The sequence below is a fragment of the Arthrobacter sp. PTI12 genome (assembly GCF_056679915.1).
In genome coordinates this window covers 3,217,805-3,237,701 of the sequence record NZ_CM155256.1, presented here as the reverse complement: position 1 = coordinate 3,237,701, position 19,897 = coordinate 3,217,805, and the positions used below count along the sequence as shown (strand labels likewise).

Below are 19,897 nucleotides of genomic sequence, written 5' to 3'. Positions count from 1 at the left end.
TTGCACCGAACATGACTACGTCGGAAGCTCCAAAGATCTACGCCCTGCACGAGAACCCCGAGTGGTTTCCTCCGTTTGCCCGTGCCTTCGAGCAGGAGGGGCTCCAGTTCGAGGAGTGGCTGCTGACCGACGGCGTGCTGGACCTCGACTCGACGCCCCCGGAAGGTATTTTCTGGTCGCGGATCAGCGCTTCAGCGCATACGCGGAACCATGATTTGTCCAAGGACTATGCGCGGGCAGTGCTGTCCTGGCTCGAAGCTCACGGCCGGCGGACCATCAATGGCAGGCGGGTCCTTGAGCTTGAGATGAGCAAGGTAGACCAGTTGACGGCGTTGAAAGCGGCGGGCATCGACACGCCCCGGACGGTCGCGGCCATTGGACGCGATCGAATCCTGGACGCGGCGGAGGGTTTCCAGGCCCCCTTCATCACCAAACACAATCAGGGCGGGAAGGGCCTGGGAGTCCGCAAATTCGAGAGCCACGCCGAACTGGCCGAGTATGTGGTGTCGGATGAATTCGAGGAGCCGCAGGACGGCATCACGCTGATCCAGGAATTCATCCAGGCAGCCGAACCGATCATCACGCGTGTGGAGATTGTGGGCGGCGAGTTCATCTACGCGATTCAGGCGGATACAGCCCGCGGCGGTTTCCAGCTCTGCCCGGCGGACGCCTGCGCCATCGATCCCGCCACGGGAAAGCCGATCATGCCACCGGGGGCCACCATTGAACCTGTTGCCGGCCAGCAGCTCTTCAGCCTCCGCCGTGACTTCGACCATCCGATCATAGAGAAGTACGTCGAATTTGCCCGACGGAACAACATCGAGGTGTGCGGAATCGAATTTATGGAAACCGCAGAGGGGCGCGTACTGACCTATGACGTGAACACCAACACCAACTACAACGCACTGGTGGAGGCTGAAGCGCCGCGCTCAGCGCCAGATGCGCTCGCCAAGTACCTGGCGGAGGTAGCAGCCGGGCCGGCAGGGTCGTTCGTGTAAAAGCCGGCGCTCAGCGGTAGCCTCGAAAGTGCGAGCCCCACCCGCCATGGAAGGAGCGAAAAGCAATGCCGAAGGTAACGAAGTCAGGCAAGGTCAAGACAAACGAGCTGCCCAGCACTCTGCAGCGGTCGGACAAGTTGGCACAGGAAACCTATGCCCGGACGCTCGATTCCGCGGAGGAACAGTACGGTGACGGCGAACGGGCGCACCGCACTGCGTACAGCGCCCTGAAACACACCCATGAGAAGGTCGGCGACCACTGGGAGCAGAAGGACGCCAAGGGACCCTCCGATGAGCAGGCGGAAGGCGGTCGCGGAACGGCGAAGGAAACCGCCGGCGGGGTGAACGCCAATGCCACCAAGGAGCACCTCTACGAGGTTGCGAAAAAGCTTGAGATTCCCAAGCGCTCAACCATGACCAAGAAGGAACTGGTCGACGCCATCCAGAAGGCCAATGAGCGGGAGACCCGTAAAGCCCGGAACTAGGGGCCAGGCGCCTATTACGCAACACAAACATTTCGTAATAGCACCAAGCGTAGGCTAGCCTTACTTTCGTAACCATTCCGACGGTCCGTTCACGCCGTCTCGAAAGTCAAGGAGCCCTCATGGCCCCCACCCGTGTGCGCGGTCTGATAGCCGCAGCAGCCATCGCGGTACTGTCCCTCTCCGCATGCTCAACCGGTCCGGCAGGCGGCGGCTCGGAAGCAGCCGGAGCCAATGAGGCCGGCTCTGCTGATGCCTTCCCCGTCACCATCGAGCACGCTTTTGGTGAGACCGTTCTCGAGGAAAAGCCTGAACGCGTTGCAACGGTGTCCTGGGTCAATGATGATATTGCGTTGGCGCTCGGCGTGGTGCCCGTTGGAATGCCGGTCAATGAGTACGGCGGAAACGAGCAGGGCTCCGTCCCGTGGAAGGACGCCAAGCTGGAAGAGCTCGGTGCTGCCATCGGCACCGAGAACGCGCCCGTCCAGTACTCCGAGGCTGATGGAATTGCGTTCGACGAGATCGCTGCCACCAACCCCGATGTCATCCTCGCGGCCTATTCCGGTCTCACCGAAGAGGATTACAACACCCTGAGCGAGATTGCCCCCGTTGTTGCCTACCCCGAGGTTGCCTACGGCACCGCGTGGCAGGATTCCACCGCAATGATCGGTAAGGCGCTTGGCCTGACTGAAGAGGCTGAACAGCTGGTCAGCGAGACCGAAGACAAGATCGCCGAGGCCGCGGCCGAGTACCCAGCCATCGCCGGCAAGACGTTCATCTTCGGCAATCTGGAGCCGGCCAACTCCGAGGGCGTGAATATTTACACGGCCAGCGACAACCGCCCCCGTTTCCTCACCCAGATTGGAATGGAGATGGCCAGCGTCGTTGAAGAGAACGCCACCGGAGAGGAATTCTTCATTCCCTGGTCAGCCGAGCGTGCCGATGAGCTTGAGTCCGACATCTTCGTGACCTGGGTTCCGGACGAGGCCACCAAGGAAGCAATCTTCGCAGACCCGCTGCTGAGCCAGATTCCGGCTGTGGAGTCAGGCGCGCTCGTCGCGGATGCCGACAACACCCTCACCCTGTCCATCTCCGCCGCCAGCCCACTGTCCCTGGTCTGGGCGCTGGACAAGTGGCTTCCGATGATCAACGAAGCAGCAGAAGCCGCCGAAGCAGCCTAACGCTCAAGGCAACACCAGTAGGGCAGGCAACACCAGTACGACGGCGGCACGCGCCGGCGGAAGGGCGTTCCACTTCGGTGGGGCGCCCTTTCCGTAGGTCCAGCGAGAGCTCCATCGTTGCCTTTCTGAGCCTCATGCACTGGAATGGTCAGGGTACTTCTCATCGAAGCTCGGAGGCATCATGGACAACCTGGAACTGGAAGAACTGCAGGCCGCCACGGCATGGGATGCCAGCGGAGAAAAACTCGGGAACGTCACCCAGGTGCATCTCGACGGGCCCTCGAACGAGCCGGCCTGGGTGACTGTTGGTCTCGGTCTGTTGAACACGCGGGAGCACTTCGTACCGCTCGCAGGCGCCCGGATTGATGGCGAGAACCTTTATGTCGCAGTGTCCAAGGATGCCATCAAGGATTCACCGGACTTCACGGTAGAGGAAGGCCTGACCGCTGACCAGGAGGCTTCCCTGCGGGACTACTACCGGGTCTGAGATTGCAACAGTGAAGCGGCCGTCCCCCATGGGTTTCGGCCGCTTCACTGTGGAATAGAGCGCCTGACCGAACAGGTTTAGTCGAACAGCCCGACGATGTAACCGACAAAGAACAGCAGGCCGAGCAAAACGAAGATACCGATCAGCACCAGCCAGATGCGGGACGCGGCCTTCCCGGGTGCACCTTCCTCGTGACCCTGCGGCCCACCGGTGCTCGCCTCTGCCGGAGGAGTCTCACCCGGCGGAACGCCGCCGCCCGGCTCCAGTCCGGTGACCTTGTCTTTCTCCGGATCCGGATTCTGGCTGCTCATCCGAGCTCCTGCCCGGGCTGTTCCGGCGATGCGGATGATGCCGACGCCCTTGGGGTCCAGGACATCGTGATGTTTGCACCCTCCTCGGTTTCACTGAGGTACAGGTGCAGGTCTTCCCCGTAGAGGTTCTCGTCTTCTACGACATCCCCGGCCTCGTGGGCCAACTCCACCAGACGGCTGATTGCCACGGCCATGGCCCGGCCCCAGTCCTGTGGGTGCTTGCTGTCCGACTCCTCGGTAACTGAAAACTTCTTCTCCGCGCTGCCCATGGCTACTCCTGACTGCCCTCGTGACGATGCTGCGGCTTTCTGCCGGTGCCCGTTGATAAGCAAGCTTTGTAGTGATGCTCGTCCCACAGTAGCAGTCGGGTCACCAGGAGTCTTTCCCTGCTCCCCGCACCGCCTTGCGTGCAGCGTGGCCAATGATTGAGCTGTAGGTAGGGTAGGCGAACTTCACGCGGGCCAGCGTGGCGACATCAGTACCGGCCGCCATTGCGGACGCAACGGCCTGAATGACCTCGACCGCATTCTCGCCTACGGCGTGCGCCCCGAGGATCAGCTCGCGGTGCCTGTCGGTGACCAGTTTCAGGAACCCCTGCTCCCGGTCATCAATGATGGGACGCTCCACGGAGCCATAGGGAACAACGACGACGGCGCACTGGGCGTCCCGCTCCCTGGCCATCGCCTCGGTGAGTCCCACCCCCGCGTAATCCGGATCCGTGAAACCTCCCTCAGGGAGCAGATGGTGCGGTGTGGTGCGGTGTGCGCCCAGGACCGCGTTCTCCGCAGCTGTTTCACCCTCGAAGACTGCCGCCTGCACCAGCATGGAGGTTGCGTTAGCGTCACCGGCAACAAAGACGTGCGGCACATTTGACCGAAGGTAGTTGTCCACCGGTATGGCTCCCCGGGCGGTGGCGACGCCCGCAGCCTCCAGCCCGAGACCAGAGATGTTCGCGGGCCAGCCGGCTGCCATGATGACCGCTCCCACGCGTGCTGACTGTGCGCCGCCGGTTCCCTGCCAGCGGATTTCCAGGGCGCCGTCGTCATGCTTTTTGATGCCGTCCACACCGCCGATGCCGACATCCACGGTCACGCCGCGGGAACGGAAGCCGTCCGTGACGGCGGTGGAGACGTCGTGGTCCTCGGTGGTGAGGATGCGCGGCGCAAGGTCCAGCAGGGTGACCCTTGAGCCGAGGGCATCAAAGATGGTGGCCAATTGCGCGCCGGTATGACCGCCGCCGATGATCGCGACTGAGTCCGGCAGTTCGGGGAGGTCGAGGACATCGGAGGGAAGCACCGCGTGCTCAGCCCCCGGGATGGGAAGTCGTCGTGCACTTCCGCCCACGCACAGGATGACAGAGGCGGCGCTGACCGGGCGCCCGTCAATCGACACCTCATGCGGTGAGGTGAAGGACGCCTCACCCTTCAGCAGCGTGATGTCCAGCTGCTGCATGGCCTCGCCGTAGCCCTTGGCATCCAGAACGCGGTCCACGGTGGTTCGGACCCGGCGAATCAGTTGCTGCCAGTCCACGGCGGGCTCATGCACCACAATCCCGTAGTCCCGCGCAGTGCGTACTTCCCGGTACAGGCGGGCGGTTTTCGCGAGCACCCGCGTGGGCACGCAGCCCGAGTTCACGCAGGTTCCGCCCAGCCGCGCACGCTCGACGACGGCGGTACGTGCTCCCAGCTCTGCCGCCCGTGTTGCTGCCGCCATGCCCGCGGGGCCGGCCCCGATCACCAGTACATCGAAATCCATAACGACCTCTTCCTGACCGCAACTTTTCGCGCAGACAATCCCTCAGGTGGACGGAACGCCCGGAATGCGGTTTTCCCGGAACGCATCGACGAAGAGCGCGTGATCATCACGGACCGTCCGCGCATAGTCGAGGGAGAACGTCAGGATGTCCTCGATAAATTCCTCACGGCGCCCCTCGATTACCTGCATGATGGCCCGTTCCGTCTGGAAGTCCACCAGGTCCTGGTCGCTGTCCTCGTCCGAGGCGCAGTGCACCTTGGCGGTGGCCCTGCCCAAACCCACGAGCACTGGCTCAATCTCGTCCGGCTCGGTGAGGTTATCCCAACGCAGGTCCGCCTTGTAGGGGGAGAGCTCATCAACCACAAACCCGACGCCGTCCACGGTGGTATAGCCGAGGAACGTGTCGGTGTGGACCTGTAGGGCCCGCTGGCTGATGACAGTGCGGTGGCCGTCATGCTCGAAGTACGAGCGCACCCGATCATCCGTGACGATGCGGCTGGGCGCGGCCTTGTTTCCCTGTTTCATCGAGATGATGATGTCGTTTTCCAAGGCCTCGTTGAAACCCTCGATGAGTACGTTGTACGCAGGCAAACCTGCGCTGCCGATGCCGAAACCCGAGCTGCCGACGATGTCCTTGACGTTGTAGAAGATTTCCCTGTGGGACCGCTTGTCTTCGGGAATGGTGCTGAGGTATTCCTCGAACGCCTTCGCCACCATGGCGTGCTCCGCTTCCTCGAGCCTGCGGGTCTTGCGGTTGTTCTGGAAGTGGCGCTCGTGGTCTTCCACGAAGGTCATCGCGTCGAGCAGATCGGTGCGCCGCGAAGCGCGCGCCGTAAGCAGCACCGAGTGAATAGTGCCCGAGGTGTTGCCGAGGTGAAGCGCGAAATCATCCTGCCCGGCGTCGTCGTAATGTTTCACCTGGTCGAGGTAGGCGGAAAGGTACGTGCGGGCCAGGGAGCGCACGGCTTCCTCCGGAAGCGCCTTCTGCCAGCACATCAGCGCCAGCGAGGTTGTGAACCGGCGCAGGTCCCAGGAGAAGTGACCGAGGTAGGCCTCGTCGAAGTCGTTGATGTCGAAGGTGAGCTGGCCCGTACTGCTCATGTAGGTGCCGAAGTTCTCCGCGTGAAGGTCCCCGTGAATCCAGATTCGGCTGGTGTTGTCATCAGCCCACTCATCCGTCATCTCGCGCATGTCCGCGTAAAACAGGCAGGCGCTGCCGCGGTAGAACGCGAACGGATCAGCCGCCATCTTGCGGAACTTGGTCCGGAAGCCGTGCGGGTCCGCTTCCATCAACGGTTTGAACGCCTCGACCAGGGTGTCGGCGATGAGCGATTCGCGTTCGCTGTTCTCTACCATTTCGACAGTCTAGGGGTGCGCCCTGACAGCGGGGCAAGGCGTAAGCTCAAACCATGATCACCACGGCGAGCCTTGACGCGCGCCCCCGGGTACTTCCTGTCGTCGCAGCCGCGCTCGTATCCGCATCCGGCTTCCTCATCTTCGCGCTCGAGCAGAGGATTCCCGGCTATCTGATACTTGCTGCAGCGCTGGCAACTGCCTACTTCAGCGGCAAAGCACAGCATGGCAAGAGCCTTTTCAGGGATCTGCTGCTGCTGGCCATCGGTCTCGTCATCATCAGCGCCGTCCCCATCACCACCGACATCAGCTTCAGCCACATGGCCGTCATGGGTACGGCCATGATCCTGGCCGTCGCGGTGCCCTACCTGCTGTCCCGCTTCGTGTTCAGGGACCACGCCATCCGCTTCCCGGTCCTGACGGGCCAAAAATGGAACCGGACGGAACGCTGGTACCTGCTTGCCGTCGTCGTTATCGGGTATGTGCTCCTGCCGGTCTATATGATCCCAACCGGTGTCTACGCGAACTGGCCGGCGGCCTCAGACCCGGGAACCATAGCGCGGTTGTTCCTCGGCACCAACGTCCTGGGGATCTGGGATGAACTGTTCTTCATCTGCACCGCGTTCACGCTGCTGCGCCGTCATCTTCCCGACTGGCAGGCCAACCTCCTGCAGGCGGTCCTGTTCACCTCGTTCCTGTGGGAGTTGGGCTTCCACTCGTGGGGCCCGTTCCTCATCTATCCGTTCGCCCTCATTCAGGCGTGGATCTTCTCGAAGACGAAGTCGCTGAGCTACATCGTGAGCGTGCACCTGCTGTTCGATTTCGTGCTCTTCCTCGTACTGCTGCACGCGCACAACCGGGAGTGGTTTGCGATCTTCCTCTACTAGGTACCGACCAGTCCTCAACAGCCCGTCCGGTCCTCAACAGGTGGAAGCGGGATTGGACTGACCCCCGGGGACATCTGAGACGGTAGGGGAATGGATTTTCTCGAGGTGCTCACCCCATTCCTGGCCGTGGCGGGCGCGGTACTTGCCGCCGTCGTACTGGGGTGGATCCTGCGCCGGGTGGCAACACGTTCCCTTCGGAAAGTGCCGCAGATCCAGGAGGTCACCCGGAAATCGCGTGCTCCGCTGCAGGCTGTACTCGCGGTTCTCGGCGTCCGCATTGCCCTCGGCGCCACCGCCCGGGACACCGCCTGGTACCCGCCCGTGGACTACGCGCTGGTGCTGGCGCTCATCGTGTCCCTCGCGTGGCTGCTGGTCACGGTGCTCTCGATCGTCGAGACGGTGGTGTTGCGCCACTACGAAAACTCCAGCCGCGATAACCGGCGTGCCCGGCGGCTCAAGACGCAGATCATGCTCGCCCGGCGGGTTGCAGTTGCCGTCATCATCACCCTCACGCTCGCCACTGTGCTCCTGACCATCGACGAGGTCCGCGCGCTGGGAGCCGGAATTCTGGCCTCTGCCGGTCTCATCTCGATCGTCGCAGGGCTCGCCGTCCAGAGCTCCCTGAGCAACGTGTTCGCCGGAGTGCAGTTGGCCTTCACGGACGCGATCCGCGTGGAGGATGTGGTTCTTGTGGAAGGCGAGATGGGGACAATCGAGGAGATCACCATGACCTACGTGGTGGTCCAGTCCTGGGATGAACGCCGCCTCATTCTTCCCTCCACCTATTTCACCTCCACACCGTTCGAGAACTGGACGCGCCGGCGCTCCGAGCTGCTGGGAACAGTTGAGCTGGACCTCGACTGGCGCGTGCCGATCGAGAATATGCGTGTCCGGTTGCGCGAGATCCTCGACGCATCCGAGCTGTGGGACAACCGCACCGGCACCCTTCAGATCACCAAGGCCACGGACGGCATGGTCCGCGCCCGGATCCTGGTGAGCGCGGCAGACAGCGGAGCTTTGTGGGACCTGCAGTGCCTGGTCCGTGAGCAGATGGTCGGCTTCCTCCAGAGCCGGTTCCCCGACGCGCTGCCGCGCCAGCGCTGGGAGGCGGTGTCGCCGTCGTCATCGGCTGCGCCAACCAGCAACCGCGCAACCAACGACGACGCCGGCAAGCACCCCAGCGACGGCCGCCTCTTCACCGGCTCCCCGGAGGCAGAGAAGAGACGAGCGGACTTCAGCGGACCGGGCGAGGATGTGCTCGACGAGCGGGAGGCACGCACAGGATCCTGACGCAGCCGTGTGAGGTGGGATACATTTGCCTCCGGAGCAGCTGAGCGCGGGAGGGGTTGAACGGAGTGGAGTCTGGCCGCCGTTTCACCCTTGCCCTCGAGAACGGCTGTGTCCGCGTGGAGTGGAACGAGGGCATCACGGTCACCGAGCAGGATGCACTGGATCTGGTTCATCGGCTGGAGGAAGTGAACCCGGGGCGCTGCGATCCGATGCTAGCGATCCTGAACTCAATGGTTTCGGTGGAGGCCGCAGGGCAGACTGTCTTTGCTGAGCACCTGAACGTGGAGGCGCTGGCACTGGTTGGACCAACAGCGGTAGACCGGCTGATTGCCGCGTTCTTCGACGGCGTTCACCGTCCGCGATACCCCACGCGTTATTTCTCTGACCCGGAAGCCGCGCTTGACTGGCTGCTGACACCGGGACACTACACATCTGAAATGTAAATGCTGGGGGACAGTGAATGCTGGGGGACAACCGAATCATGGCACCGATTTCCAACGACAATCTGCGCGACGCCGGCCTGCGCTTCGAGCTGACGGACGAGGGCGCGTTCCTTCGGCTGTGCTGGAACCCCGGAATAGTCATGGAACTGCGGGACGTGCAGGCGAGCGTGACGGCCGTGGAGGCAGTCTCGCCCTCCTGCAGGCGTCCGCTGCTTGTGCACATTGACCTCGTCGACGGGATAAGCGCGCCGGCCCGGAACCTCCTGCTGGAGGAAACGTGCTCCAGCCGTACGGCGGTCCTCGGAACGGATGAGGTGGCGCGTGTGATGACCGCTTTCAACTATCGCGCTGCCACGCCCAGCCAGTACTTCACCGATGAGGCGGAGGCGATCGAGTGGCTCACCTCCGAGGGTGAGGACGGCTTCGGCGCTGGCGGAGGATAAGGCCCGTCAGCCACCGGGACGCAGGCTGGGGGAGCCGTGCACTCCCACGCCACCTGCCAGACCGTCAATCACCTCGCGCATCGCCGCAACCGAGGACCGCGAAGGCTCCCAGCCGAGCAGCGTGCGCGCCCGGTCAGTGTTCATGACCGGAGCCTGCGAGGCCATGTCGATCCACCCGGGATCAGTCGCCTGGATGTGCAGCGCCCAGGACGCCGCCACCACCGCACGCAGCACGGGGACCGGCAGATCGAACACGCGCTTCGCGCCCAGCAGGCCGCCCAGCAGACGCGGCGTCAGGATAGGATCCGCAGCAATGTTGAAGGGCCCCGAAGCCCGCTGGTCAACAATCCGCCAGTAGGCGTCGGCCATATCCGCCGCGTGCACCGCCTGGAACACAAGCTCCGAGGGAATCGGCAACACCGGCAGGCTCAGCTTGTTGAGTATGGCTTTCGGGATGAGCGGCCCCAGGAAGTACCGCCCGATTTCCTCGCCGGCGTCGGCCTGGAAAATGAGGCCGGGACGCACCCTCGCCACAGGAATCTCCGGAAAGTCCCGTTCGAACGCGTCCAGCAGGGCCTCCTGCTCGGCCTTGTGCCGGCTGTAGTGGGACGTTGCGATACCGCCGGTGGGCCAATCTTCAGTCACCACCTGATCCTTGCGCGCAGGGCTGTACGCCCCCACCGAGGATGCGCAGACGAAGTGCCGTACGCCGGCATCCGCGGCTGCATGCAGCGCGTTTTCCGTGCCGGTCACATTGGTGCGGTGCATCGCCTCCTCATCCCGGTTGGGCTGGATGGCCCAGGCAAGATGTACGACGGCGTCAGTCCCCTTCAGCGCGTCGATAAGCCTTGCGCGCCCGGCGTCAGTGCCGACGTCGGCCGTGTGCCACTCGACGCCGCCGTAGGGCGCATGGTCCTGCGAAGGCTTCCTCCGGGAGATGCCAACCAGCTCAATGTCCGGGTTTTCCAGCCGGGCCTGCTGAAGGCGGCGGAGGAGCGCCGTCCCTACGTTGCCGGTTGCCCCGATAACAGCGATGCGCATGTGGAACCCTTCAATCGATGTGCGGCCTGAAACCCACACTAAAGGGTCGACCACTTATTGCAATAGTAAGTATCCTTATGGTTCGGTTGGTGTAGGCAATTCTGAACCGGAGGTAGAAACGTGACCACTAAAGATCCCGCGAAAGCGGATTCGGCGGAGGAAGCCACGCAAGCCAAGGCAGCCTCGAGCCCCCACCCTGATGACTCGCGAAAACCGGACGCACCGACTGACCTTGCCAAGCCGGCCTGGGGTTACGTTTTCAAACGGACCGTCAGCGAGTTCGGCAAGGACCAGTGCACGGACCTAGCCGCTGCACTGACGTATTACGCAGTCCTGGCGATCTTCCCGGCATTGCTGGCGCTGGTTTCCATTCTTGGGTTCTTCGGACAGGCCGGCACCACCACGGACACCGTGCTCAACATTCTCGGGAACGTCTCGTCGCAGGCCGAAACCACGCTTGAACCCGTCATTACGCAGTTGGCCTCGTCGGAGACCGCGGGCCTGACGTTCGTCATCGGCCTTCTTGGCGCCCTGTGGTCGGCTTCGGGATTTGTCAACGCATTCTCGCGGGCAATGAACCGGGTCTACGAGGTTGAGGAAGGGCGCCCGTTCTGGAAGCTGCGTCCGGTCATGCTGCTGATCACCGTCGTCGTACTGCTGCTGGTGGTCCTGATGGCGCTGCTGCTGATCCTCTCCGGGCCGGTGGCCGAAGCAATCGGCGGCGCAATCGGTCTCGGCTCAACAGCCCTGACTATCTGGAACATCGCCAAGTGGCCGGTCATGGTGTTTTTCGCAGTGCTGATGATCGCGGTGCTGTACTACGCGACGCCAAACTTGCAGCAGCCCAAATTCAAATGGGTGAGTATCGGGTCACTCATCGCGCTTCTGGTGCTTGCTCTCACAACGCTGGCTTTCTCTTTCTACGTGTCCAACTTCGGCAGCTATCAGGAGACTTACGGCGCCATTGCCGGCGTCATCATCTTCCTGCTGTGGCTGTGGTTGGCGAACCTCTCCTTGCTCTTCGGAGCGGAGTTCGATGCCGAACTGGAGCGCGGCCGCGAACTGCAGGCGGGAATCGAGGCAGAAGAAACAGTGCAACTTCCTCCACGGGACACCAAGGCCGCAGAGAAGAAGCGCGACAAGCAGATCGAACTGGTAGACAAGGGTCGCGAACTGCGCCAGAAGTACGGACGCGATCGCGATGCCCGGACAAGGAGCTAGCCATGACGCACATTGCAGACATGATCATCGCCCACCCGCACCCCTCCGGGCATCTGGAGGCCGGAGACCTCGCAATCGCCATTGAGGCATGCCTGGACTGTGTGGCATCCTGCGGCAGCTGTGCAGACGCGTGTCTCGGCGAGGAGGGTATTGCTGACCTTCGGCACTGCATCCGAACGGACCAGGATTGCGCTGACATCTGCCTGGCCACTGCCCGGATGCTCCAGCGCCAGGGTGGCCACCATCCCGCCGTGCTGGCGCCGCTGCTCGAGGCGTGCCTGCAGGCCTGCCGGAACTGCGCCGAGGAATGCGAGCGGCACGCCTCCATGCACGATCACTGCAAGATCTGCGCGGAGGCTTGCCGCCGCTGCGAAGCTGCCTGCTCGACGCTGCTCGAGAAACTGCGCTCCAGCGGCGAATCCAGCCACTAGGGTGGCACCATGAGCGAATCCGAACACAGCACGAAGGGCGCGTACGTGGACTCCGGCAAGGAATTCAAGCGGGATACGGCCTACATCGAAACGCGGATCACACGGGACGGTGCCGACGGTTTTGCGGTGGAACCAGGCCGTTACCGGCTCATCGCCGCCCGCGCCTGCCCCTGGGCCAACCGGGCAATCATCGTGCGCCGGCTCCTCGGGCTCGAGGAAGCTATCTCGCTTGGAACGCCCGGGCCTACGCATGACAAACGCTCCTGGACGTTCGATCTTGATCCGGACGGCAAGGATCCGGTGCTCGGGATCGAGCGGCTCCAGGAGGCGTACTTCAAACGGGACCCGGATTACCCGCGCGGCATTACCGTGCCCGCGATTGTCGATGTCCCTACCGGCGCCGTGGTCACCAATAACTTCCCGCAGATCACCCTGGACTTCTCTACTGAGTGGAAGGAATACCACCGCGAGGGAGCTCCGGAGCTCTACCCGGAGGAGCTGCGTGAAGAGATCGACACCGTCAACAAGCGGGTGTTCACCGAGGTCAACAACGGCGTGTACCGGTGCGGTTTCGCCGGCTCGCAGGAGGCGTATAACGATGCCTATGACCGTCTCTTCGCGGCGCTGGACTGGCTTGAGGAGCGTCTGACCAACCAGCGCTACCTCGTCGGCGATTCAATCACCGAAGCCGATGTGCGGCTCTTCACCACCCTGGTGCGCTTCGACCCTGTCTATCACGGGCACTTCAAGTGCAACCGGAACAAACTGACCGAGATGTCCGCATTGTGGGGATACGCGCGGGACCTCTTCCAGACGCCGGGCTTCGGAGACACCATCGACTTCGAGCAGATCAAGAAGCACTATTACATCGTGCATGAGGACATCAATCCCACGCAGATCGTGCCGAAGGGTCCCTCCCTGGAGAACTGGCACAGCGAGCACCAGCGCGAACGCCTGGGCGGCAGCCCGTTCGGGCGCGGAACCGCGCCGACCGCTGCTCCCTGACAGGAAATTTTGTGCAGCTCTGGTGAGTCCGGCAGCCGTTGGGCTCACCGGAGCTGCACAAAATTTCCGGGTTATGTTTCCAGAAATAGGGAACATAACCGTTTCCTAATCCAGCCATGCATAGGCTAGCCTTACTTAAGTCCGTTCCGGTGATCGTCCGGCGAATTCAGGTGTTGGCTCAAGGAGGCATGCATGGCACTCGATGCGCCTGCCTCCTCGGCCGTTCTCCGCCCGCAGCGCACATCAGCACGTGGCCCGAAGCTCATCGCTGCCATTGTCCTCCTCGTCGTCGCCAGTGCTGCGTCCCTGGCGATCGGAGCCCGGCCGATCAGCATGGAAACCCTGGTCCAGGCACTCACCGCCTTCGACCCTGCCAACGGAGACCACGCCGTGGTGGCCTCCCGCATCCCGCGGACCATCGTGGGCCTGCTCGCCGGAGCCGCGCTCGGACTGGCCGGTGCAGCCATGCAGGGCGTTGCCCGAAACCCCCTCGCTGATCCCGGTATCCTCGGCGTCAACTCCGGCGCAGCGCTCGCCGTCGTGCTCGGCATTTTCGTCTTCGGCGTCACCAACTTCACCGGCTACATCTGGTTCGCCTTCCTCGGCGCCGCAGTTGCCGCGGTCCTCGTCTACGCGATCGCGAGCCTGGGACGCGACGGCGCCACTCCCGTGAAACTGGCCCTCGCCGGTGCAGCGCTCTCCGCGGGCATGGTCTCTCTGCTCAATGCAGTGCTGGTCTCCAGCCAGCAGACCTTCGATACGTTCCGGTTCTGGCAGGTGGGTTCCGTTGCCGGCCGAGGCTGGGACGTTATCGTTCCGGTGCTGCCGTTCCTCGCGTTTGGATTCATACTCACCCTGCTCACCGGCAAGGTCCTGAACAGCCTGTCCCTCGGCGATGACATTGCCCGCGGACTCGGCCAGAACGTCACCCTAGCCCGCGCTCTCACGGCACTCGGCGTCGTCGTACTCTGTGGAGCCGCTACCGCGGCTGCCGGCCCGATCGGCTTCATCGGGCTGGTCATCCCGCACATGGTGCGCTCGTTCTCGGGTCCTGACTACCGGTGGATCCTGCCCTTCTCAATGATGCTGGCGCCGGTTCTGCTGTTGTCCGCGGATATCCTTGGCCGCGTCATCCTTCCTCCCGGCGAGGTGCAGGTTGGCATCCTCACGGCTGTCATCGGCGCTCCGGTGTTCATCTGGCTGGTGCGGCGCCGGAAGATGGCCGAGCTATGAGCCTCGCCACCCGCCGCACCCCCACCGCTGAACGTACGGGTAACGAGACTTTGGTTCTCCCGAATCGCCGCCACCTGCGCATCCGGCGCATGGTGAAAATCGGTGCACTGGCATTCCTTGTCGTTGCGCTCAGCGCCGTCACGCTCCTGCTGGGCCGCTACACCGTAACCATCCCCGACTTCTTCCGCATCGTGGCAGGCGCCGACATCCCGGGCGCCAGCTTCATCGTGATGGAGAACCGGATCCCGCGTGTTTTGATCGGCATCATGATCGGCGGCGCCTTCGGGGTGGCCGGTGCGGTGTTCCAGACAATGCTGCGCAACCCGCTCGCCAGCCCGGACATCATCGGGATCAGTTACGGAGCCAGCGCGTCAGCTGTCTTCGCAATCGCGTTCCTCGGTGCTTCCGGCCTGGTGCTGTCCGGTTTCGCGATGGCCGGAGCACTCGCTGTTGCCCTGGCCATCTACTTCCTGTCCCGGCGCGGCGCGGTGGCCGGCTATCGGCTCATTCTGGTGGGTATCGGGTTCTCAGCGGTCCTGCAGTCAGTGGTCAGCTTCCTGCTGACGCGCACCGACATCAGGGTTGCATCAGATGCACTCACGTGGCTCAATGGCTCGCTCAACTCGAGCAACTGGGACCGGGTGACCATACTGTTCCTTGCGTTGGCGGTCCTGACGCCCGCCGTCGTCGTACTGTCCCGTTCGCTGCGCGGGCTGGAACTGGGGGATGACACCGCAGCCGGCCTGGGCGTGAACGTGGAGCGCTCACGGCTGGCCCTCATTGTCACCGGCGTACTTCTGGCGGCGGTTGCGACGGCGGCAGCCGGACCGGTTGCCTTCATCGCGTTCCTCTCCGGGCCGATCGCGCGGCGTTTCCTCGGCGGCTACCGCCCGCTGGTGACTGCCGCGCTGGTCGGGGCCGTGCTTGTCCTCGCGGGAGATTTTCTGGGTGCCAACCTGATTCCGGGTGTCTCCCTGCCGGTCGGAGTAATTACGGGCGTCCTCGGCGCCCCGTTCCTCCTCTGGCTGCTCGCTACATCCAACCGCTCAGGCCAGGGAGGCTGACATGAGGTTGAACGCTGAAAATCTGACCCTTGCGTATGACAACCGCCGGGTAGTTGAAGACCTGACGGTGGAACTGCCGGCAGGGAAGGTCACCGTCATCGTCGGGGCGAACGCATGCGGCAAGTCCACGCTCCTGCGCGGCCTGGCGCGGCTGCTCAAGCCGGCGGCCGGCACTGTGCTGCTGGACGGCAAGGACATCCATTCGCTCTCCACCCGTTCAGTGGCGAAGACCCTTGGCCTGCTTCCACAGACGCCGATCGCGCCGGACGGCATCGCCGTAGTGGATCTGGTGGGCCGCGGCCGCTACCCCCACCAGGGCTGGTTCCGCCAATGGAACACGGACGACGACGCCGCGGTCGCCTCCGCGCTGCGCGTCACCGACACTATTGAACTGGCTGACCGCAACGTCGACGAGCTGTCCGGCGGTCAACGCCAGCGTGTCTGGATTGCGATGGCGCTGGCGCAGCAGACCGACATCCTGCTGCTTGACGAGCCCACCACCTTCCTCGACGTGGCGCATCAGGTGGAAGTCCTCGACCTCATCACTGACCTGAACCGCAGTGCCGGCACAACGGTCGCCATTGTGCTGCATGACCTCAACCTCGCTGCACGGTACGCGGATCACCTCATCGCAATGAAGGACGGCCGGATTGTTGCCGAGGGACCGCCGTCAGAGGTTGTTACGGAGGCGACCGTGGCGGACGTCTTCGGTCTGGAATCCCGCGTCATTCCTGATCCCGTCTCGGGTACTCCCATGGTGGTGCCCCTGGGGCGGCACCACTCAGCACCGAAAAACGTAACCACAGAAACCACCCGGGATGGCATCGCGGGTTTTTTAGCGAACCCGCAGGACGGGCTACCCGCACTGACAATGGAGGCAGCATCGTGACAGAAGTCAGTACCCGCCGTAACCGCAGCGCGGCGGCACCGTCAAAGACTTCCGCCGGGAATCAGGCGGTCATCCCGGCTGTCCGCGCCTTCAACGTGGTGGTGAACCGCGTGGAGCGCATCAGTTCGAACTTCCGGCGCATCACCTTCGGCGGGGCTTGCCTGTCGGATTTCGGTGTGCAGGGTTCTACCCTGGACCTGCGTATCAAGGTAATGATTCCGCCGGCCAACGGCGCGTGTGCCGATCTGGGGGCCCTGATGGACGGCGAGGGCAGCGGCTGGTACCAGCAGTGGCTGTCCCTTGAGCCGTCAGAACGCGGTGACATGCGCACCTACACGGTCCGTGATTCCCGCTGTGATCAGGAGACTCCCGAGCTGGACGTCGACTTCGTGATGCACTTCGATGCAGCCGGCAACGGCGGACCGGCTTCCCAGTGGGCCGCTGCGGCTGAACCGGGGGACCGGGTGTGGCTGATCGGGCCGAACATCCATGCCGCAAGCTGCTCCACTGCCGGCGCCTACGGAGGTATCGAGTGGCGTCCGGGGCTGGCCCAGAATGTATTGCTTGCAGGCGATGAGACCGCTGTCCCGGCGATCAGCGCCATCCTCGAGTCGCTGCCGAAGGACATCAAGGGTCACGCTTTCCTGGAGGTTCCGCATGGCTCGGACTGCCAGGACATCCAGACCAGGTCCGGGGTAGGCATCAGCTGGCTGGTGCGTGGCGGCCGGCCGCACGGTGAACTGCTCGACGCCGCCGTCCGGCAGGCCGTCAGGGTTCCGGGCTGGGTATCCCTGTCCGCGCCGTTCCGCGTCAGCCTCGGAAGTGACACCCCGTCCGGCCAGGCGCTCGCTGCAGCAGCCGGCAGGGCGGGCGGACCGGAGCGTGCAGCCGGGCCGGAACCGGAGGACATCGACGTCGACAAGACCATCCTGTGGGAGACCCCGCAACTCCTGGACGCAGCTGCCCTTGGCGGCTCCCTCAACCCGGACAAGCCCTCCGGCGCATTGCCCTTTTACGCGTGGATCGCGGGCGAAGCAGCGGTGGTGCGCGGCCTGCGCCGTTACCTGGTGCGCGACGTCGGCATCGACCGCAAGCAGGTCGCGTTCATGGGCTACTGGCGCCAGGGCAAAGCCGAGGGCTAGTACACACGGGCGCTACCCAAGCCGAGGGCTAAAGCGCCCTACGGCGTCGGATCGGCGAGGATCGCCGGGTCCTTCTTCCCGTAGGGCATCCGCAGCCTCAGGGAATTCGGCTCCACCCGGAAAGCCATGTGTGTGCCCTTGCCCAGGGAGTCTCCGTCCAGCTCGATTTCCAGCGGGGTCTCAGACTCCACCTCGGCAGTTTTGCACTGGAAGTACTCGAGTGAGGGGTCCTTGCCCTTTCCACGCGCAAGGAGCTTGCCGAGTACAGCAAACCAGCCTAACTTTCCGCTCGGCGCAATGGTCATGATGTCCAGCAGTCCGTCATTGAGTTTCGCGCCCGGGAAGATTTCCAGCCCGCCCATGATCTTGCCGCAGTTTCCGCCCATGACGCTGCGCAGGCGGCGGGTGACACGCTTGCCGCCGTCAATTGAGATGGAAACCTTGGACGGCTTTCCGGGAAGGTTCCGGATGCCGGCGTCGACATAGGCAAGCCAGCCCACCTTGTCCTTCAGGTCATCCCGGGTATCCGCCATCACCGCCGCGTCAAAGCCCAGCCCGGCCATGACCAGAAAAACGTGCGCGTCCTGAGCCCTATCGACGTTCACATGCACAACGTCGATCATCCGCTCCGTACCTCCGAGCGCAGCTTCGACGGCTCCACGGGGATCATCGACGTCGATATCGAGGTTGCGTGCAAGGAGGTTGCCGGTGCCCAGCGGCAGCAGGCCAAGTGCCGTCGCGGTGCCTGCCAGCTCTTCCGCCACGCACCGGACGGTGCCATCGCCGCCGGCTGCAATAACGACGTCGACTCCCGCCTTCAGCGCTTCCTGCGCCTGGCCGTGGCCCGGGTCATCCTCGGTGGTCTCCAGGAACAGGGGTTCCGCCCAGCCCTGTTCGAGGCTCAGCTCGGTGACAATCGCCCGGATATCCTCGTCGGTGGGCTTGACTGGATTGAGAATCAGGGCTGCGCGCCTGATCCGGGATTCCGGCTGGCCTTCGGCTTCAGGAGTGCGCTGCTGTTCAGACTCGGTATCCGGCAAGGAAGTCATAGGTTTTCTCCTGACGAGGGGTTTGTTCCCGAGCTTAGCGTCTGCGGCTGTCACGTGTACGCGTGGCCGCGCGGGACTATGCTGGGTGGGCAAAACAGAAGGAGGAGCCATGACTCAGGACCAGTCCAGCGCAGGCGAAGCCAGGGAACAGGAGAACGGCGGGCAGGAGGGCAACCCCTTCGGCGGGTCTCCCACCTTCCCTGACCCTTCGAATACACGCCCTACGGGCAGCACCACCGGCTTCAACGGCGCCTATGGGGAGACCGAGCACCACACCCAGCACGAGTACGACGCCGAGCACCAGCAGAAGAACTCGGACAATGATTCCGGAAGCGATTCCATGACAAGCGACTCCAGGAAAGAGGACTAAGAGAATTGGGCGAAGAAACCACCCCTTTTACCCACCGGTATATCGCACTCGGGGACTCGTTCACTGAAGGCGTGGGGGACTGGGACCCACGCAGTCCCAATGGCGTGCGGGGATGGGCTGACCGCGTCGCCGAGCAGCTGATTCTCGCCGACCCGTTCTGGGGCTACGCCAACCTCGCCATCCGCGGCCGCAAGATGCGGCAGATCCTCGGTGAGCAGGTGGATGCGGCGCTTGCGCTCAAGCCCACGCTGGTGACCATCTACGCCGGCGCCAATGACATCCTGCGGCCCTCCATTGATCTCGACGCACTGTTGGCAGAGTACGACGCCGGAATCGCCCGCCTGCGCGCCAGCGGTGCCGCGGTGGTGCTGTTCACGGGGTTCGACTCGTCGAAATCAGCAGTCTTCGCCAAGACCCGGGGCCGGACTGCGATCTACAACGAACTCGTCCGTGAAATCGCTGACCGGCATGATGCCGAGATCGTGGACTACTGGCGGATGCGGGAATTCCAGAACTGGGGGTACTGGGACGTGGACCGAATGCACATGGCCGCAGCCGGCCACACGCTGATGGCAGCCCGGGTTCTGGAAGTCCTGAAAGCCGCACACAGCATCGAGGTTCCCGAGCTTGAAGCGCGGCCTGCAGCAACCCGCCTCGCCCAGCTCCGGACGGACGCGCTCTGGGCCCGCGATTACCTGGGGCCCTGGGTGGGCAGGCGGCTGCGCGGGCAGTCTTCCGGAGACACTGTGACCGTGAAGTATCCCGAGCTGACCCATCCGGTGTGGACAAAGGAAACCACGTCCCCGTGACGGCGGCGCTTCT

At 63.7% G+C, this 19,897-nt stretch carries 23 protein-coding genes; 17 read left to right on the top strand and 6 right to left on the bottom strand.

Going from position 1 to position 19,897, the window contains the following annotated elements:
- The first annotated feature begins 11 nt into the window (after positions 1 to 11).
- The 4 genes from AC1MBU_RS15475 (at position 12) to AC1MBU_RS15460 (ending at position 3,148) form a co-directional block, all read left to right on the top strand.
- Complete coding sequence (locus tag AC1MBU_RS15475; RefSeq protein ID WP_471672171.1) at positions 12 to 998, top strand: ATP-grasp domain-containing protein; 987 nt, start codon at positions 12 to 14, stop codon at positions 996 to 998.
- A gap of 65 nt (positions 999 to 1,063) precedes the next feature.
- Positions 1,064 to 1,483 (top strand): ChaB family protein, encoded by a 420-nt coding sequence (locus tag AC1MBU_RS15470; RefSeq protein WP_471672170.1) that lies wholly within the window; start codon positions 1,064 to 1,066, stop codon positions 1,481 to 1,483.
- Positions 1,484 to 1,602: 119 nt separating this feature from the next.
- Entirely contained in the window at positions 1,603 to 2,661 is a 1,059-nt protein-coding gene (locus AC1MBU_RS15465; protein WP_479787888.1) for an iron-siderophore ABC transporter substrate-binding protein, read from the top strand.
- 181 nt (positions 2,662 to 2,842) lie between these two features.
- The gene (locus AC1MBU_RS15460) at positions 2,843 to 3,148 is read left to right on the top strand and encodes a PRC-barrel domain-containing protein (RefSeq protein WP_479787886.1); all 306 of its coding nucleotides are present in this window, start codon (positions 2,843 to 2,845) and stop codon (positions 3,146 to 3,148) included.
- Positions 3,149 to 3,225: 77 nt separating this feature from the next.
- On the opposite strand, the gene AC1MBU_RS15455 is transcribed toward AC1MBU_RS15460, so the two are convergent.
- From AC1MBU_RS15455 to AC1MBU_RS15440, 4 genes are all read right to left on the bottom strand, one after another.
- Positions 3,226 to 3,459, bottom strand: coding sequence for a DUF6480 family protein (locus AC1MBU_RS15455; protein ID WP_277357411.1), 234 nt, complete (start codon positions 3,457 to 3,459; stop codon positions 3,226 to 3,228).
- Positions 3,456 to 3,728, bottom strand: a complete 273-nt coding sequence (locus AC1MBU_RS15450) for a hypothetical protein (RefSeq protein WP_277357410.1) — start codon at positions 3,726 to 3,728, stop codon at positions 3,456 to 3,458. Before AC1MBU_RS15450 ends, AC1MBU_RS15455 begins: the two co-directional genes overlap by 4 nt.
- 100 nt (positions 3,729 to 3,828) lie before the next feature.
- Positions 3,829 to 5,214 carry a dihydrolipoyl dehydrogenase family protein gene (locus AC1MBU_RS15445; RefSeq protein WP_479787883.1) on the bottom strand — a complete coding sequence of 462 codons (1,386 nt, stop codon included), beginning with the start codon at positions 5,212 to 5,214 and terminating at the stop codon, positions 3,829 to 3,831.
- A gap of 42 nt (positions 5,215 to 5,256) precedes the next feature.
- Positions 5,257 to 6,570 (bottom strand): DUF2252 domain-containing protein, encoded by a 1,314-nt coding sequence (locus tag AC1MBU_RS15440; protein WP_479787881.1) that lies wholly within the window; start codon positions 6,568 to 6,570, stop codon positions 5,257 to 5,259.
- Between the two features lie 53 nt (positions 6,571 to 6,623).
- Here AC1MBU_RS15440 and AC1MBU_RS15435 point away from each other — a divergent pair, with 53 nt between their 5' ends.
- The 4 genes from AC1MBU_RS15435 (at position 6,624) to AC1MBU_RS15420 (ending at position 9,630) form a co-directional block, all read left to right on the top strand.
- Positions 6,624 to 7,454, top strand: a complete 831-nt coding sequence (locus AC1MBU_RS15435; RefSeq protein WP_479787879.1) for a CPBP family glutamic-type intramembrane protease — start codon at positions 6,624 to 6,626, stop codon at positions 7,452 to 7,454.
- Between the two features lie 90 nt (positions 7,455 to 7,544).
- The gene (locus AC1MBU_RS15430) at positions 7,545 to 8,744 is read left to right on the top strand and encodes a mechanosensitive ion channel family protein (RefSeq protein WP_277357406.1); all 1,200 of its coding nucleotides are present in this window, start codon (positions 7,545 to 7,547) and stop codon (positions 8,742 to 8,744) included.
- 65 nt (positions 8,745 to 8,809) lie between these two features.
- The gene (locus tag AC1MBU_RS15425) at positions 8,810 to 9,187 is read left to right on the top strand and encodes a DUF7793 family protein (RefSeq protein WP_479787876.1); all 378 of its coding nucleotides are present in this window, start codon (positions 8,810 to 8,812) and stop codon (positions 9,185 to 9,187) included.
- 38 nt (positions 9,188 to 9,225) lie between these two features.
- Positions 9,226 to 9,630 carry a DUF7793 family protein gene (locus AC1MBU_RS15420; protein ID WP_346027372.1) on the top strand — a complete coding sequence of 135 codons (405 nt, stop codon included), beginning with the start codon at positions 9,226 to 9,228 and terminating at the stop codon, positions 9,628 to 9,630.
- A 6-nt stretch (positions 9,631 to 9,636) separates the two neighbouring features.
- Here AC1MBU_RS15420 and AC1MBU_RS15415 read toward each other — a convergent pair whose 3' ends face one another.
- Positions 9,637 to 10,671, bottom strand: a complete 1,035-nt coding sequence (locus tag AC1MBU_RS15415; RefSeq protein ID WP_277357403.1) for an NAD-dependent epimerase/dehydratase family protein — start codon at positions 10,669 to 10,671, stop codon at positions 9,637 to 9,639.
- Between the two features lie 120 nt (positions 10,672 to 10,791).
- On the opposite strand from AC1MBU_RS15415, the gene AC1MBU_RS15410 reads away from it, so the two are divergent.
- The 7 genes from AC1MBU_RS15410 to AC1MBU_RS15380 all read left to right on the top strand — a co-directional run bounded on the left by AC1MBU_RS15410 (position 10,792) and on the right by AC1MBU_RS15380 (position 17,656).
- Positions 10,792 to 11,892, top strand: coding sequence for a YihY/virulence factor BrkB family protein (locus AC1MBU_RS15410; RefSeq protein WP_277357402.1), 1,101 nt, complete (start codon positions 10,792 to 10,794; stop codon positions 11,890 to 11,892).
- A gap of 2 nt (positions 11,893 to 11,894) precedes the next feature.
- Positions 11,895 to 12,323, top strand: a complete 429-nt coding sequence (locus AC1MBU_RS15405; RefSeq protein WP_056544487.1) for a four-helix bundle copper-binding protein — start codon at positions 11,895 to 11,897, stop codon at positions 12,321 to 12,323.
- Positions 12,324 to 12,332: 9 nt separating this feature from the next.
- Entirely contained in the window at positions 12,333 to 13,328 is a 996-nt protein-coding gene (locus AC1MBU_RS15400; protein WP_056544484.1) for a glutathione S-transferase family protein, read from the top strand.
- Between the two features lie 192 nt (positions 13,329 to 13,520).
- Positions 13,521 to 14,561 (top strand): FecCD family ABC transporter permease, encoded by a 1,041-nt coding sequence (locus AC1MBU_RS15395; protein ID WP_346027370.1) that lies wholly within the window; start codon positions 13,521 to 13,523, stop codon positions 14,559 to 14,561.
- Positions 14,558 to 15,625 carry a FecCD family ABC transporter permease gene (locus tag AC1MBU_RS15390; RefSeq protein WP_479787870.1) on the top strand — a complete coding sequence of 356 codons (1,068 nt, stop codon included), beginning with the start codon at positions 14,558 to 14,560 and terminating at the stop codon, positions 15,623 to 15,625. The genes AC1MBU_RS15395 and AC1MBU_RS15390 overlap by 4 nt, the downstream gene beginning before the upstream one ends.
- Position 15,626: 1 nt before the next feature.
- Positions 15,627 to 16,514, top strand: coding sequence for an ABC transporter ATP-binding protein (locus AC1MBU_RS15385; protein WP_479787868.1), 888 nt, complete (start codon positions 15,627 to 15,629; stop codon positions 16,512 to 16,514).
- Entirely contained in the window at positions 16,511 to 17,656 is a 1,146-nt protein-coding gene (locus AC1MBU_RS15380) for a siderophore-interacting protein (RefSeq protein WP_479787866.1), read from the top strand. The genes AC1MBU_RS15385 and AC1MBU_RS15380 overlap by 4 nt, the downstream gene beginning before the upstream one ends.
- 38 nt (positions 17,657 to 17,694) lie before the next feature.
- On the opposite strand, the gene AC1MBU_RS15375 is transcribed toward AC1MBU_RS15380, so the two are convergent.
- The gene (locus AC1MBU_RS15375; RefSeq protein WP_479787864.1) at positions 17,695 to 18,705 is read right to left on the bottom strand and encodes a diacylglycerol/lipid kinase family protein; all 1,011 of its coding nucleotides are present in this window, start codon (positions 18,703 to 18,705) and stop codon (positions 17,695 to 17,697) included.
- Between the two features lie 109 nt (positions 18,706 to 18,814).
- Here AC1MBU_RS15375 and AC1MBU_RS15370 point away from each other — a divergent pair, with 109 nt between their 5' ends.
- Positions 18,815 to 19,075: a hypothetical protein gene (locus tag AC1MBU_RS15370; RefSeq protein ID WP_479787862.1), complete on the top strand. Its 261-nt coding sequence runs from the start codon at positions 18,815 to 18,817 to the stop codon at positions 19,073 to 19,075.
- Between the two features lie 5 nt (positions 19,076 to 19,080).
- Positions 19,081 to 19,884, top strand: a complete 804-nt coding sequence (locus AC1MBU_RS15365; protein ID WP_479787860.1) for an SGNH/GDSL hydrolase family protein — start codon at positions 19,081 to 19,083, stop codon at positions 19,882 to 19,884.
- Positions 19,885 to 19,897: the final 13 nt, after the last annotated feature.

Coding starts and splice junctions, on each gene's coding strand:
- AC1MBU_RS15475 (WP_471672171.1), top strand. CDS start 12: ATGACTACGTCGGAAGCTCCAAAGATCTACGCCCTGCACGAGAACCCC.
- AC1MBU_RS15470 (WP_471672170.1), top strand. CDS start 1,064: ATGCCGAAGGTAACGAAGTCAGGCAAGGTCAAGACAAACGAGCTGCCC.
- AC1MBU_RS15465 (WP_479787888.1), top strand. CDS start 1,603: ATGGCCCCCACCCGTGTGCGCGGTCTGATAGCCGCAGCAGCCATCGCG.
- AC1MBU_RS15460 (WP_479787886.1), top strand. CDS start 2,843: ATGGACAACCTGGAACTGGAAGAACTGCAGGCCGCCACGGCATGGGAT.
- AC1MBU_RS15455 (WP_277357411.1), bottom strand. CDS start 3,459: ATGAGCAGCCAGAATCCGGATCCGGAGAAAGACAAGGTCACCGGACTG.
- AC1MBU_RS15450 (WP_277357410.1), bottom strand. CDS start 3,728: ATGGGCAGCGCGGAGAAGAAGTTTTCAGTTACCGAGGAGTCGGACAGC.
- AC1MBU_RS15445 (WP_479787883.1), bottom strand. CDS start 5,214: ATGGATTTCGATGTACTGGTGATCGGGGCCGGCCCCGCGGGCATGGCG.
- AC1MBU_RS15440 (WP_479787881.1), bottom strand. CDS start 6,570: ATGGTAGAGAACAGCGAACGCGAATCGCTCATCGCCGACACCCTGGTC.
- AC1MBU_RS15435 (WP_479787879.1), top strand. CDS start 6,624: ATGATCACCACGGCGAGCCTTGACGCGCGCCCCCGGGTACTTCCTGTC.
- AC1MBU_RS15430 (WP_277357406.1), top strand. CDS start 7,545: ATGGATTTTCTCGAGGTGCTCACCCCATTCCTGGCCGTGGCGGGCGCG.
- AC1MBU_RS15420 (WP_346027372.1), top strand. CDS start 9,226: ATGGCACCGATTTCCAACGACAATCTGCGCGACGCCGGCCTGCGCTTC.
- AC1MBU_RS15415 (WP_277357403.1), bottom strand. CDS start 10,671: ATGCGCATCGCTGTTATCGGGGCAACCGGCAACGTAGGGACGGCGCTC.
- AC1MBU_RS15405 (WP_056544487.1), top strand. CDS start 11,895: ATGACGCACATTGCAGACATGATCATCGCCCACCCGCACCCCTCCGGG.
- AC1MBU_RS15400 (WP_056544484.1), top strand. CDS start 12,333: ATGAGCGAATCCGAACACAGCACGAAGGGCGCGTACGTGGACTCCGGC.
- AC1MBU_RS15395 (WP_346027370.1), top strand. CDS start 13,521: ATGGCACTCGATGCGCCTGCCTCCTCGGCCGTTCTCCGCCCGCAGCGC.
- AC1MBU_RS15390 (WP_479787870.1), top strand. CDS start 14,558: ATGAGCCTCGCCACCCGCCGCACCCCCACCGCTGAACGTACGGGTAAC.
- AC1MBU_RS15385 (WP_479787868.1), top strand. CDS start 15,627: ATGAGGTTGAACGCTGAAAATCTGACCCTTGCGTATGACAACCGCCGG.
- AC1MBU_RS15375 (WP_479787864.1), bottom strand. CDS start 18,705: ATGACTTCCTTGCCGGATACCGAGTCTGAACAGCAGCGCACTCCTGAA.
- AC1MBU_RS15370 (WP_479787862.1), top strand. CDS start 18,815: ATGACTCAGGACCAGTCCAGCGCAGGCGAAGCCAGGGAACAGGAGAAC.